Source organism: Natrinema pallidum (assembly GCF_005890195.1).
Taxonomy (GTDB): Archaea; Halobacteriota; Halobacteria; order Halobacteriales; family Natrialbaceae; genus Natrinema; species Natrinema pallidum.
Window position 1 is genome coordinate 409,014 of sequence record NZ_CP040637.1, and the last position, 12,726, is coordinate 421,739.

A 12,726-nucleotide genomic window follows, 5' to 3' on the forward strand; every position below is an offset into this window, starting at 1 on the left:
GCGCGTCGCCGTCAGGGGTCGAGAGCGCGCTGCAATCGGCGCTGGTGGGCGAGCACGCCCGAGAGCGCGAAGACGAGGAGTCCGATGTGCAGGGCGGCGAGTTCGACGACGACCGTCGTGAACCCCAGTGGGAGCGGCGGTGAGGAGAGCCCCCCATCGAAAAACCAGGCCGTCGCGAGCAGGACCGATGCACCGGCGGCCAGCACCACTCCGGGGACGACCGCCGCCCCGTCGCCCGCCCGCGGTCGAAACACGCGGCGTTCGAGAGCGAACTGTCCGGTGAGGATGCCCGCGAGAACGGGTGTTCCGACGGCGATACCGACGCTCCCTCCGATCAGTTCGGCGACGAGCAGCCAGACGATCCAGCCGGCCGTCAGCACGAGCGCCGCACCGAGCCGGGTGGGTTCCACGAGGGTCTCGAGGTCGGTGACCGTCGCACCGAAGACGCCCGTTCTGAGCAGCGCTCCACAGAAGAGAGCGCCCAGCCCCGCCAGCGCGGTCGCCGTCGTCCGCGAGCCGACCACGAGACCGAACCAGAGCCCGACGCCGACCGTCTCGACGGTGGCAGCCGAGAGTGCGGCGGTGATGCCGACAACGCGCCGCCGCGTCGTTCGGCCGAGCACCTCCGGCTGGCGGATGACGCTCATATCGCGACCGGTTTCAGCCCGCTCCCTTTCGTTATGGGAGGCGTTCTCCCGAGCGACGACGCGTCGCGCCGAGACGCTCTGCGACCGCTGGAAGCACTGCTTTATCTCTCGCGACGGCTGCTTGATCGGGGCGGACAGCCGCCACGAACCGCGCTCGTGATCGGCATTGGAGCCGCGGCGGCCGGCGGTAGAGTGGTGGTGGCCGCCGCGTCGCAGTGAGTAATGTTCGGATACGCCGCACCGAAGCCGGGCGGCGCACGGAAACGGGGAATAGAACTATGTACGGTGGTGTGGTCGTGGCGGATTAATGCCCGAGATGGAACAACAAGACGAAACGTTGTCGGAACTCCTCGTCAAGGAAGCGGTCACTAGGGGGATGGAATCGCCGATGCGCGAGTCGATTCTCGAGGCCGTCGAGGAGGCGGACGGGTCCCGCTCCGGCGGCCGCCTGCCGCTTGCGGGGGCGCTGTTCGGCCTCGGTGCGGCCGTCGGCTTTCTGGTGGGACGCCAGTCGCCCGAACTCGAGGAGTCGCCGGTCGAGGAGCTAGCGGAACCGAAACTCATCGAAGACGTAATGGAAACGCCCGACGAATCGACCGAGACGCCATCCAACATGACCAGTGAATCCGAGGAGACCGAAGGCGGATCCCGTTCGCGACTCCCGAAACTCCTCCTGGCGGTCGGTGCCGTCGTCGGGGCCGTGGTGCTCCGGCGTCGCCTCTCGTCCAGCGAGGAGGAGGAGTGGGAGCCGATCGAGGAGTTCGAACCGGCGACGACCGGGGAGACCGACGACGAAGACGAACCCGAATCGGAGAGCGGCGCGGCCGAGAGCGAGGCGGCCGACGAGGAAACGGAGGAGTAGCGATCACCGCCGGTGGGCGCACCGTGGCAGACCTGTTTTGGCGTGGGCTCGCCGCGTTTTCGGACCGGTGTCCCGGTGTCGCGTCACGTCCGTGCCGTCGTCTCGGGACGGCCGTGTCTCCCGCCGACGGCTCGAGTCGCCGCCTTGACGAAGGAGATAAGGGAGCCACGCCGACAGTGTGTGCCAATGGAGACGACCCATCGCGTGTTCGTCGGCGACTCCCGGGACCTCTCGGCAGTCGACGACGAGTCCGTCGAACTCGTCGTGACCTCCCCGCCGTATCCGATGATCGAAATGTGGGATGACCTGTTTACCGAACTCGATCCCGCGATCGGCGACGCGCTGGCAGCCGGGGACGGCTACGACGCCTTCGAGGCGATGCACGCCCAACTCGAGCGCGTCTGGGACGAACTCGAGCGCGTCCTGGTCGACGGCGGGATCGCCTGCATCAACGTCGGCGACGCGACCCGGTCGGTCGACGGCAGCTTCCGCGTCTATCCGAACCACGCGCGCGTACTCGAGGCCTTCGAGGAGCGAGGGTTCGAGCCGCTGCCGGACGTGCTCTGGCGCAAGCCGGCAAACAGCGCGGCAAAGTTCATGGGCAGCGGGATGATCCCGCCGAACGCCTACGTCACGCTGGAACACGAGTACATTCTGGTCTTCAGGAAGGGAGCCCGGAGCCGCGAGTTCGAACCGCGGGCCGACCGGCGCTACGAGGCCGCCTATTTCTGGGAGGAACGCAACCGCTGGTTTACCGACGTCTGGACCGACGTAACCGGCGAGCTACAGGCGATCGACCGGCCGGCCGACGACGACCTCCGCGAGCGGTCCGCGGCCTATCCGCTCGAAATCCCCTATCGGCTGATCTGTATGTACTCGGCCTACGGCGACACCGTCCTCGATCCGTTCTGGGGCACGGGGACGACGACGCTGGCGGCGATGTGTGCCGGTCGGAACTCCGTCGGCTCCGAACTCGAGGACGCCTTCCTCGCGGTGTTCGACGACGGCATCGACGAGGTCCCGGCGCTGTCGCGGTCGGTCGGTCGCGCGCGCCTCGAGCGCCATCGGGCGTTCGTCGACCGCCGACGAGGTGAGGGGAAGGGATTCGAGTACGAGGCCGACTACTACGATACGCCGGTCGTCACCAAGATGGAACGCGGGATTCGTCTGCGCGAAGTGCGCGCCGTCGACGGAATCGAGGACGGCTACCGAGTCGAACACGCGCCGCTGTCCCTCGAGTGAGCCGTCTCTGAACGGTAGTGTTCAGATAAGCTGATTCCATACGAAGCTGAACGATCTGAGCCAGTCATCGGCAGTTTCTGCTTCGGCATTGCTAAAGCAGTTTGAGAAACAGAGAGTTCGTCGTTTTATCTCTCGAAAGACACGTTCAACAGCATTCCGATTTCCATGTTTCTCGTATCTGAAATCGAAGCCGTGACGTTGACATGCATCTTGTAATGAGTGCGATCCATCGACGAGAAACACGGCGTCGGAGACGTCGTGTTTCTCGGAGAGTTCCGTAAGAAACGAATGAGCGAGAACCTTTGTTGTTGTCGGTTCAAGCTTCGTGTGGAGCAATTCGTTTGTCTCGGGATCAACTGCAGCGTACAGCCAATACTGCTCATTATTCAGTTGGATCACAGTCTCGTCAACCGCAACGTGATCCGGACACCGATCAGATTCGGGCTGTAGATCGGCCTTGTGAACCCAATTGTGAACGGTTGATCGAGCGCGTTCGACACCGAATACCTCAAGAATAGATACAGTATTTGAAAGCGAGAGTCCAGCAAGATGCAGCTGAATACTGAGTTTCATCAGCAATCGCGGTGTCGCTTCTCGTTCAACAAACTCTAAGTTGATCTCTTCTAAACAACCATTGAGGCGGTCGTTTTCGGGCATAGATCACTCAGAAAACGAACCGCCTCATCCTTCATCCTTATCTGAACACCGCCCTCTGAACCGACGCGGGCTTTTTATTCGTTCCCGTGTACGCAACACTATGACCTGCGGTCTCGAGGACGGTGAGACGACCCCGGTCCGAGTCCTCCCCGTCGGTTCTTCCGAGTGGATTCGGGGGGCGACGGCGGGGCTCGCCGACGAATCGGTAACCGTGATGGACTCGGTCCCGGCTCCAGCCGCGCTCGCCGCCGATCGGCTCGACGATGTCGATTGCGTCCTGACTGACGACCGGGACGTTCTCGGTATCGTTGACGAGGCGTCTCCCGTCGTCTATGCCGCTGAGCCGGCCCGCACCGAGTCGATCGACGACCTCCGCGGCGATCCCGAGGTGATCGCCAAGACGACGATTCAGGAGCCGGCGATCCTGGACCGACGGCTCCGGCGGGCGGTCGAGTTCGCCGCGATACAGCGGTCGGCGACGCGGCAGGCGGAGTGGTACCAGACGCTGATCGAACAGTCGTCGGATCTCCTGCTCGTCGTCAACACCGACGGCGAGATCACGTACACCAGTCCGTCGGTCGAGCGCGTCGGCGGGTTCGAGACGGACGAACTCTGTGGTAACGACATCCTCGAGCACGTCCACCCCGACGACAGCCAGTCGGTGGCCGACGAGTTCGAGGCCATCCGCGCGGCCGACTGCGGAACGACACGGACCATCGACTACACGTGCCAACATTCCGACGGGTATTGGTACGTCCACGAAGCCGTGCTGACGAATCGGCTCGATGACGGCATCGTCGACGGCATCGTCGCCTCGATTCGGGATATCACCGAGCACCACCGCATCGAACAGGAGCTAGACGAGTCGTTCAAACGGGTCACCGACGCGTTCTACGCCCTCGACGGGGACTGGCGGTTCACGTACGTCAACGATCGCGCCCTCGAGCACCTCGAGTTCACCAGGTCCGATCTGCTCGGCCGACGGATACTCGACGTGTTCCCGGAACTGGAAGGGACGGTATTCCAGCGCGAGGCGCTCGAGGCGATGGAACACCAGGAACGCCGGACGTTCGAGGGGTATCTCGAGCGCTGTGAGAGCTGGATCGAAGCCCGTCTCTATCCGTCGCCGGCGGGTCTCTCCGTCTACTGGCAGGACGTGACCGAGCGCGTCGAACGCGAGCGGGACTTGACCGAGCGGACGGAACGCCTGCAGACCCTCGTCGAGAACGCCCCGGTCGTGTTGTTCGTCCTCGACGACGAGGGAACGTTCACGCTCTCGGAGGGACGCGGGCTCACGAACCTCGGGTTCGATTCGACCGACATCGTTGGGCAGTCGTTCACCGACCTGCTTGCGGAGTATCCGGACGCCTGTGCCGACATTCGGGCGGCGCTCGAGGGGGAGGCAGTCCACTCGCAGCGACCGCTCGGGGATCGGGTCTTCGAGGCGTGGTATCGGCCGATCACGGACGACGACGGGGCCGTCGATCGGGTTCTCGGCGTCGCGAACGATGTTACCGAACGGGTGCAGTACCAGGAGACGCTCAACGCGTTACACGAGGCGACCAGCCATCTGCTGAGCGTCGATTCGAAGGCGGCTGCCTGCGAGTACATCGTCGACGTCGCGACCGACGTACTGGGCCTCGACAGCGTCGTTTACCGGTACGACGACCAGCACAACGAACTCGCCGCCGAGGCGCGTTCGCCGACCCTCGAGCCCGCGCTCGATCCGCCATCGCGGCTCCGGCCCGACGAAAGCGTCGCCTGGGAGGCGTTTGTCACCGGTGAACCGGCCGTCTACGACGATATCACCGACAAAAACAACGTCTACGACGAGACGACGGCCGCACGGAGCGGGCTCTACGTTCCGCTTGGCGAACACGGGGTACTGGTCGCCCTGTCGACTGCCGCCAGCGAGTATGACGAGGACACCGTCGAACTCGTGCAGTCGTTCGCGGCGACGGCGGAAGCCGCGCTCGATCGAATCGGTCGGACGCGCCGGCTCCACGACCGTGAGCACGAACTCAAGCAGCAAAACCGGCACCTCGAGCGACTCAACGCCGCCAACGAGGCACGCCAGGAGATCGAACAGCACCTCCTGCTGGCCGATTCCCGGGCCGAGATCGAACGCGGCGTTCCCGAGCGTCTCGCGGACCTCGAGTCGTGCTCGCTGGCCTGGATCGGCGAGCCGGACCCCAGCGGCAACGAACTCCGGTCGCGATCTTGTGCCGGGTCCGATCGGGGATATCTCGATGCCGTCGCGGTGACGACGGTCGCCGAGTCGGCCGCCGAACCGACGGGACGGGCGGCTCGGACGCGGGACCCGGTCTACGTCGACAACGTCGCCGAGTCGATCCATGACGGCGAGTGGCGGGGCAAGGCACTGTCGCGAAACTTCCAGTCCGCGTACGCAGTGCCGCTCGTTTACGACGGCTTCCTCTACGGCGTCCTGTCGATCTACGGCGAGGAACGGAACGCGTTCGACGAGACGCTGCGGTCGATGCTGGCCGAACTCGGCGAAACCGTCGCCTACGCGATCGATGCCGTCAAGCGAAAGAACGCGCTCGTGGGCGACGACCACACCGAAGTCGAACTCGAGATCGCGGCCGACGCGACCCTGTGTCGGCTCGCGGATGCACTCGACGATGCGCTCACGTACGAGGGTGCAACGAGGCGGGCGGACGGTTCGCAGATCGTTTTCGTCGCCGTCGAGGACCCGGCGGACGATCCCGCGGCGACCGTCGATCGGTCCGCGATCGACGGGGTCGCCGCGGTGTCGACGATTGCCGAGCACGAGGACGAGATGCTCCTCCAGGTGCGACTAACCGAGCCCTTCCTCGGCTCGATCGTCGATACCCACGGCGCTCGGCTGCGGGAACTCGGTGCGGCCCCCTCCGGCGGGCGCGCGATCATCGACGTTCCGGAGACGGCCGAGGTCCGCGACGTCCTCTCGGGAATCTCCCGGAGCGGTCCGGCGGTGTCACTGATCGCTCGGCGCGAGGAGTCGACCGCCAACCGGTCGACGCTCGGCGGCCCCGCGCGCAGTACCCTGCTCGAGCAACTCACCGATCGACAGCACGAGGTCGTCCAGACGGCCTACCACGGCGGGTTCTTCGAGTGGCCCCGACGGGCCAACGGCGAAGAGATCGCCTCGTCGCTCGACATCTCATCACCCGCCTTCCACAAACACGTTCGGTCCGCCGAACGGAAGCTGTTCGCGGCGCTGTTCGAGGGATCGACCACGACGGGGTTAACTGATTAACCACTTCAATCGGCAGTCATTACACAGTTAACGATCAGGCTCTTTGCGACAACTCGTGAACGGACGGGTAGCTTCCCACGGACGTGCTGGGGATACGTATTACCAATGACTGAGATGAGTTCACGATCACCATCGACGGCGATGGAGGATCACTATTCGGTGCAGTACGATCGACTCGACGACGAACCGCTAAGCGTTGCCGTAGCGGACGCCGTCGCAACGTTCCGCGACGAAGCCGTCACCGAACTCGAGCCGCTCCATTACTCGATCAACGCCGACGCGCTCGAGCGACTGTTCGAACCTCGAGCGGATGGACTTCGATCCGACGGATCGGTCACGTTCGAGTACAGCAACTGTCTGGTCACTGTTACTGCGGACGGCGAGATCAGCGTCGAATCCACGTAACGTTCTTCCGAGTCTCGTTGGAGCGTTCGCAGACGCGATGGCTTCCGCTCGGGACCGCGACGAAACCGACCGCCTACCACACGGTGGCGGAGTCCACGCGCCGTCTCGCTGAGTCGGACCCATCGTACTCCCACCGGTCCGAATCACGAGCACTCTTGCCGAGATAGTCCCAAGTTAACTTTCATTCAAAAACCTGGGTATATTTATATTTTGGGTGGTGCGTTCAGATCCGGAATGTCGCTGACCCTCTTTATTGGACTAGCGACGCCAGAGTGGGATGCAATGGTTCCCGACTCACTCCGTACTGCGCTGATCGTAGTCACCCTCGGCTCGCTGCTCGTCCTCTCGAGCGTTGCCACCGGGGCGGGCGCGATTTCCAGCCAGCCCACAACTGTCGAACGGCCCACGCAAGCGACGCAGTCGACGGCGACGGACGCCGCCGATTCACCGTCCGCCGACGGTGAGGTCGTCGAGACGTTCACGGATCGCATGTCCTCGTTGGACACGGTCGTGATGACCTACGAAATGAACATGACGTTCGATAGCGACCGGACGTCGTCCGCCGAAAATCGACTGTGGTTGGATGCCGAGAACAACCGCGTTCGGACGGAAACCAACTCCGAGCGGATGGAAACGATCACCGTCAGGAACGAAAGCGAGACGGTAACCTACGACGTCGAGAACAACCAGGTCAGCCGGTTCGATCACACCGACGAGATGGGTCAGCAGACGTTGATCGACCGACTCGTCACCGAAAACGAATTCACCTACGACGGGCAAGAGACGATCGACGGCGAGGAGACCTATCGCCTGGCCGTGACCCCGACGGAAACCGACACGATGGCTGACTCCACCGATACGACCCTCTGGCTCGATGCGGACACCTACTTCCCCACCAAACTGGCACACGACGCCAGCGGCGAGAACTACGAGTACGAGATGGTCATGGACATTCGGAACGTCAGCCTGAACGAGCCGATCGCCGACGAGCGGTTCACGATCGACATCCCAGCGGACGCGGAAACGCCGGACGACTCGCCGCTCGATCGGACGACCTACGATTCGCTCTCCGAACTCCGGACGGACACGACGCAGTCAGTGCCCTCGCCTGACGTCCCCGACGGATACCGCTTCGCGGAAGCGAGCATCATCGAGAACACCGACTTCTCGCTGCTCTCGCTCCAGTACGTGACCGACAGCGACGACGTGTTCCACGTCACGAAACGCCAGAACAGCTCGACCGGCTACGACTACGACGAGACCGACCGATACGAAGCGGTCGAGGTCGGCAATCACACCGGCTATTACGCGGAGTTCGAGCACGAAGGGACGACCACGTCCATCCTGAACGTGAACTGTGACTCCACCGACTACGGCATCTCCGGTGACCTTTCGAAGGAGGAGAGCATCGAGGTCGCCGAGTCGCTCACGTGCGAGTGACCGACACCTAACTCATCATCGCACCCAACATCCAGCGACGACGCTCGACCGTTTCACCCGCTGACCGCCGCTTGTTTTTCCACTAAACGTAAGCGGATCGACGTTGAATCCGAACCCGTGATTAGTCGAATACTCGTCCCGACGGACGGAAGCGACCCTGCGAGGGCGGCCCTCGAGCACGCGCTGGCTATCGCCGCCGATCGGGACGCGACGGTCGGGTTGCTCTACGTCGCGGACACGAACGAGCCGAGTTTGACCCGACTCGGCACCGACGTCGTCGATGCCCTCGAGCTAGAGGGAGAAGAAATCCTCGACGATGCCGCCGCGTTGGCGGCGGACCGCGGCGTGTCCGTCGCGACGAACGTCGTGCAGGGAGACCCGCGAACCGTGATCGCCGACTATGCCGCCACGAACGAGTTCGAGCTCGTCGTAATGGGGGCCCACGGGCGACGCGGCATCAGTGAATACGTCCTCGGGAGCACTACGGACGCCGTCGTCAACCAGTGCTCGGTCCCCGTCATGACCGTTCGCGCGGCCGAGGACGCGACGCGGACGTACCCCTACACCGACGTGCTCGTCCCGACGGACGGGAGCGACCACGCGGGGGCGGCACTGGAGTTAGGCTCGGCGCTCGCCGAACGCCACGGCGCGACGTTACACCTGTTGTCGGTCGTCGACGAACTGCCGGAAGTGATCGATGCGGGATCGACGGCGCTCCCCGAGCAACTCGAGGAGAACGTACAGGGGGTACTCGACGAGGCCGAAGCGACCGCTCGACGAGCGGGCGTCGACGAGATCAAGACCACCATTCAAGCCGGGTCGGTCCCGCGAGAAATCTCGTCGTACGCCGACGCGGAGGGGATCGACCTCGTGGTGATGGGGACCCACGGACACACCGGACTCGACCGCTACCTCCTCGGGAGTTTCACCGAGCGCGTGATCCGGACGTCACCGGTTCCAGTCCTCACCACGAGGAAGGCCGAAGTGGACGACTGACTGCGCCGGACGGGCCCGTCAACTGCGCTCGGTCGCCGGCCACGACTGTCAGGAACTGCAAACGACGAACAATGCTACCCCGGACGACGGGGGAGGAAGGAGTGAGATGTTTGCCCGATCGCACGCCGCGCTCGCTCGCGCCGGCTCGCACCTCTCGCGAAATCGGCTCCGAGTCGCGTTCGTCGTCGTGATCCTCCTCTCGGCTGCTGCGGTCGCCGTCGCGTCCACGAACAGTCTCTCGACGGCGTCGGCCGAGGACGTTCCGGACGCGCCGCCGACGGGGAACCACACGGTCGTAACCGAGTCGGGCCGAGCGGGAACGATCACCGCGTACGCGCCCGACGGCGAGGTCCGCTATTACAACAATACGCGGACGAAGTACTTCGACGTCGATCCGGTCGAGGGCGAGCCGCTGACGGTCGAGTACACCGCGACGGACACGATCCACACCGCGGGACCGACCTGTTCCGATCCGCCCTGTGCGCTGAACGTCATCGAGCGTGCGAACCTCTCGACCGGCGAAGTCGACGTGCTCTACGAGCGCTACGACCACAAGGAAACCGCCGGCGAGTGGCACGACGCGGATCGCATCAACGAGACCCACGTCGTCGTCGCCGACATCGTCGCGGACCAGGTGTTCGTCGTGAACACCGAGACGGAGATCGTCGAGTGGCTCTGGGACGCCCAAAGCGACTTCCCCGTCGAGGGCGGCGGCGGGTATCCCGGCGACTGGGCGCATATCAACGACGTCGAATACATCGAACGCGGCGAGATGGCGGGTCGGATCATGGCCAGTCTGCGCAATCAGGATCAGGTCGTCTTCCTCGACCGGGAGGCGGGGCTTCTCGAGGACTGGACGCTCGGTGCCGAAGACGAGTACGACATTCAGTACGAGCAGCACAATCCAGACTACATCCCCGAGAGTCGTGGCGGGCCGGCCGTCGTCGTCGCCGACTCCGAGAACGGCCGCGTACAGGAGTTCCAACGCGAAGACGGCGCGTGGACCCGCACTTGGGAGTGGGCAGACGACCGGATGCAGTGGCCGCGAGACGCCGACCGCTTACCGAACGGAAACACGCTCGTCACCGACACGCACGGCAACCGCGTCATGGAAATCGACGACGCAGGCGAGATCGTCTGGCAGGTCGAATCCACGCTCCCCTACGACGCCGAACGCCTCGAGACCGGTGCGGAGAGCGCGGGCGGGCACAGCGCCCGGGAACTCGGCCTCGAGTCGCGGACGGAAACGGAAGGCGGCGACGGCGGGGATGTCCTCGGGATCGATCCGCTCGGCGTTCTGGGGGAACTCATTCGGTCGATTCTCCCTCACCGGATCTACAACGCCCTCCTCTTTGCGACGCCGGTCTGGATGGGGCCCTCGGAGTTCGCGGCGGTCGCCATCGGACTCCTGACGGGACTGCTCTGGGCGGGGCTCGAGGTCAGGTGGCAACTCCGGGACGCTGGGATCGGGGTTCGGCGGCCGATTTATCGGAAGGGCGACTGAGGCCACAGCGGCGGCGAGTCGGGTTCGTTTCGCGGTCGGTCGAGATGCAACGGTACGGACGGCGAGCGAGTTCTCACCCGGTCAGTGACGTTGTAATACCGAACGGTGCAGGTCTATCGATCGATACGGGGGTGTGGGAACCGGAAGCCTTTCGTTCATCCTGGCTGTCAGGTGGGGCATGCACCGTCGTCAGCTCCTCGCAAGCGGGACGCTCTGTCTCGCAATCCCGATCGCCGGCTGCGGCCATCCCGCCGTCGTCCTCGATATGGACGAGGCGACGGCGGACGAAATCGCGGATGCGGTTTCGATAACGGCCGAACCCGGTTCGGAGGGGGACACGCTCGTGTCGGCCGCCATCGAGAACGGGTCGGCCGTGCGGAGGGGGCGATCCGAACTGTTCGACCGCGCCGACACGGTCCGGATCGACGACTCCTTTTACGACGTCTCGGAGACGCGACTCGGGAGCGAGCCGGTGACGGTCTACGAGGTTCGCATCGATTTCGACCCGGCCGATGCGGCGACGGAACTCGGTGCGATCGACTACGACGACCTGCCCGACGCGGATCGCCAGCGCCTTGCCCCGATCGTCTCGGCAGCCGATCCACCCACCCAGGACGGCGACGACATGGGCGTCGACTACGGAACGGCAGCGGACGTCGGGAACGAGTCGGTGTTCGTTCCGACCCAACGGTACGACATCGTCGTCCACGACGGGAGTCGGTATCGGGTTACGGTCGATTCACGAACCGCCTCCGAAACCGAGTACCGGTACGAGGTGACCGAGGTCGTGTCCGGCGTCGAACCGTTCGCCGATCGCGTTCGAGCACAGTATCTGTTCTCGCTCACGGGCCTCTCCGACGCCGAACGCGCGGTCGTCGAGGAGGCGATCAACGAGGGCTACTTCGAAGACGACGATGCCTTCCGGTCGGTAGTCGACCGGATTCGAGAGCACGAGAGCATTCGCGAGGATGAGTTCTACGGCACGTGGCTCCTCGAGTACGACGGCGTCGAGTACCTCACCTATGCCGAATGGTAGTCATCACCGGTGTTCGAATCCGCCGTCAGACGAGGAGATAGCCGCCGAGCAGGTAGAGGGCCGCGAGGATCGACTGGAACGACAACGAGCCGGCCGCCGACAGCACGAGAAACGAGCGCCGATCCATCTCGGAGAGGCCGGCAGGGATGGTGAGCAACCCCCGGACGAACAACAACGTATTGCTCACCGGCACGGCCAGCGGACCCCAGCGGTCGAACCAGCCGTCGAACCGCTCGAGTCGTGATTCGGTGATCGGGACCCAGCGCGTCCGGAGAGCGTACTCCCGGCCGGCCCGCCGGACGACCCCGAACAGGAGGAGTTGTCCGACCGTCGTCCCGACGACCGCGAGAACGACGATCGCGACGGCCTCGACGATCGACGATCCGATCAGCGCCAGCGCAGCCGGTACGACGAGTTCGCTCGGCATGAACCGCAACAACATCGCGCCCTCGAGGATGCAGATCCCGAACAACACCACGAACCCCAGCTTCGACGTGAACAGTGACTCGAGCCAGTCCGGCGTCTCGGTTAGTTGTAGCGGGACCATGCCAGTCGTCCGTCTCGGATCTGACTCCGCTCGACGACTGAAATCATCGGCTTGCGCTTGCTACCTGCGTAAGTATCGACGCGCTTCGATCGGAGCCGATGACACTGCTATCAACGACACAAACTATACTT

Annotated in this window: 11 protein-coding genes; 8 read left to right on the plus strand and 3 right to left on the minus strand. The window is 64.3% G+C overall.

What is annotated here, in order from left to right; genetic code table 11:
* Positions 1-11: 11 nt before the first annotated feature.
* Positions 12-647 (minus strand): hypothetical protein, encoded by a 636-nt coding sequence (locus FGF80_RS01925; RefSeq protein WP_138651922.1) that lies wholly within the window; start codon positions 645-647, stop codon positions 12-14.
* A 307-nt stretch (positions 648-954) separates the two neighbouring features.
* Here FGF80_RS01925 and FGF80_RS01930 point away from each other — a divergent pair, with 307 nt between their 5' ends.
* Together FGF80_RS01930 and FGF80_RS01935 are read left to right on the plus strand one after the other, a co-directional pair.
* Positions 955-1,509: a hypothetical protein gene (locus FGF80_RS01930; RefSeq protein WP_138651924.1), complete on the plus strand. Its 555-nt coding sequence runs from the start codon at positions 955-957 to the stop codon at positions 1,507-1,509.
* 186 nt (positions 1,510-1,695) lie between these two features.
* Positions 1,696-2,751: a DNA-methyltransferase gene (locus tag FGF80_RS01935; RefSeq protein ID WP_006184224.1), complete on the plus strand. Its 1,056-nt coding sequence runs from the start codon at positions 1,696-1,698 to the stop codon at positions 2,749-2,751.
* Positions 2,752-2,772: 21 nt separating this feature from the next.
* Here FGF80_RS01935 and FGF80_RS01940 read toward each other — a convergent pair whose 3' ends face one another.
* On the minus strand, positions 2,773-3,408 hold the full coding sequence (locus tag FGF80_RS01940) for an IS6 family transposase (RefSeq protein WP_138651856.1): 636 nt from the start codon (positions 3,406-3,408) through the stop codon (positions 2,773-2,775).
* A 100-nt stretch (positions 3,409-3,508) separates the two neighbouring features.
* On the opposite strand from FGF80_RS01940, the gene FGF80_RS01945 reads away from it, so the two are divergent.
* The 6 genes from FGF80_RS01945 to FGF80_RS01970 all read left to right on the plus strand — a co-directional run bounded on the left by FGF80_RS01945 (position 3,509) and on the right by FGF80_RS01970 (position 12,048).
* Positions 3,509-6,667 carry a PAS domain S-box protein gene (locus tag FGF80_RS01945; RefSeq protein ID WP_138651926.1) on the plus strand — a complete coding sequence of 1,053 codons (3,159 nt, stop codon included), beginning with the start codon at positions 3,509-3,511 and terminating at the stop codon, positions 6,665-6,667.
* Between the two features lie 105 nt (positions 6,668-6,772).
* A complete protein-coding gene (locus tag FGF80_RS01950; RefSeq protein WP_049907852.1) occupies positions 6,773-7,072 on the plus strand; it encodes a HalOD1 output domain-containing protein in 300 nt (99 codons plus the stop codon).
* 282 nt (positions 7,073-7,354) lie between these two features.
* A complete protein-coding gene (locus tag FGF80_RS01955; RefSeq protein WP_138651928.1) occupies positions 7,355-8,512 on the plus strand; it encodes a DUF4367 domain-containing protein in 1,158 nt (385 codons plus the stop codon).
* 117 nt (positions 8,513-8,629) lie between these two features.
* Positions 8,630-9,508: a universal stress protein gene (locus FGF80_RS01960; RefSeq protein ID WP_138651930.1), complete on the plus strand. Its 879-nt coding sequence runs from the start codon at positions 8,630-8,632 to the stop codon at positions 9,506-9,508.
* A 106-nt stretch (positions 9,509-9,614) separates the two neighbouring features.
* Entirely contained in the window at positions 9,615-11,012 is a 1,398-nt protein-coding gene (locus FGF80_RS01965; RefSeq protein WP_138651932.1) for an aryl-sulfate sulfotransferase, read from the plus strand.
* 178 nt (positions 11,013-11,190) lie between these two features.
* Positions 11,191-12,048 (plus strand): hypothetical protein, encoded by an 858-nt coding sequence (locus FGF80_RS01970; RefSeq protein WP_138651934.1) that lies wholly within the window; start codon positions 11,191-11,193, stop codon positions 12,046-12,048.
* Positions 12,049-12,073: 25 nt separating this feature from the next.
* Here FGF80_RS01970 and FGF80_RS01975 read toward each other — a convergent pair whose 3' ends face one another.
* A complete protein-coding gene (locus tag FGF80_RS01975; RefSeq protein ID WP_006184231.1) occupies positions 12,074-12,595 on the minus strand; it encodes a DedA family protein in 522 nt (173 codons plus the stop codon).
* Between the last annotated feature and the right edge of the window lie 131 nt (positions 12,596-12,726).

Excerpts from the sequence above, each read along its gene's own strand:
- FGF80_RS01975 (WP_006184231.1), bottom strand. The coding sequence starts at position 12,595 with ATGGTCCCGCTACAACTAACCGAGACGCCGGACTGGCTCGAGTCACTG.
- FGF80_RS01940 (WP_138651856.1), bottom strand. The coding sequence starts at position 3,408 with ATGCCCGAAAACGACCGCCTCAATGGTTGTTTAGAAGAGATCAACTTA.
- FGF80_RS01955 (WP_138651928.1), top strand. The coding sequence starts at position 7,355 with ATGGTTCCCGACTCACTCCGTACTGCGCTGATCGTAGTCACCCTCGGC.
- FGF80_RS01945 (WP_138651926.1), top strand. The coding sequence starts at position 3,509 with ATGACCTGCGGTCTCGAGGACGGTGAGACGACCCCGGTCCGAGTCCTC.
- FGF80_RS01925 (WP_138651922.1), bottom strand. The coding sequence starts at position 647 with ATGAGCGTCATCCGCCAGCCGGAGGTGCTCGGCCGAACGACGCGGCGG.
- FGF80_RS01935 (WP_006184224.1), top strand. The coding sequence starts at position 1,696 with ATGGAGACGACCCATCGCGTGTTCGTCGGCGACTCCCGGGACCTCTCG.
- FGF80_RS01965 (WP_138651932.1), top strand. The coding sequence starts at position 9,615 with ATGTTTGCCCGATCGCACGCCGCGCTCGCTCGCGCCGGCTCGCACCTC.
- FGF80_RS01950 (WP_049907852.1), top strand. The coding sequence starts at position 6,773 with ATGACTGAGATGAGTTCACGATCACCATCGACGGCGATGGAGGATCAC.
- FGF80_RS01930 (WP_138651924.1), top strand. The coding sequence starts at position 955 with ATGCCCGAGATGGAACAACAAGACGAAACGTTGTCGGAACTCCTCGTC.
- FGF80_RS01970 (WP_138651934.1), top strand. The coding sequence starts at position 11,191 with ATGCACCGTCGTCAGCTCCTCGCAAGCGGGACGCTCTGTCTCGCAATC.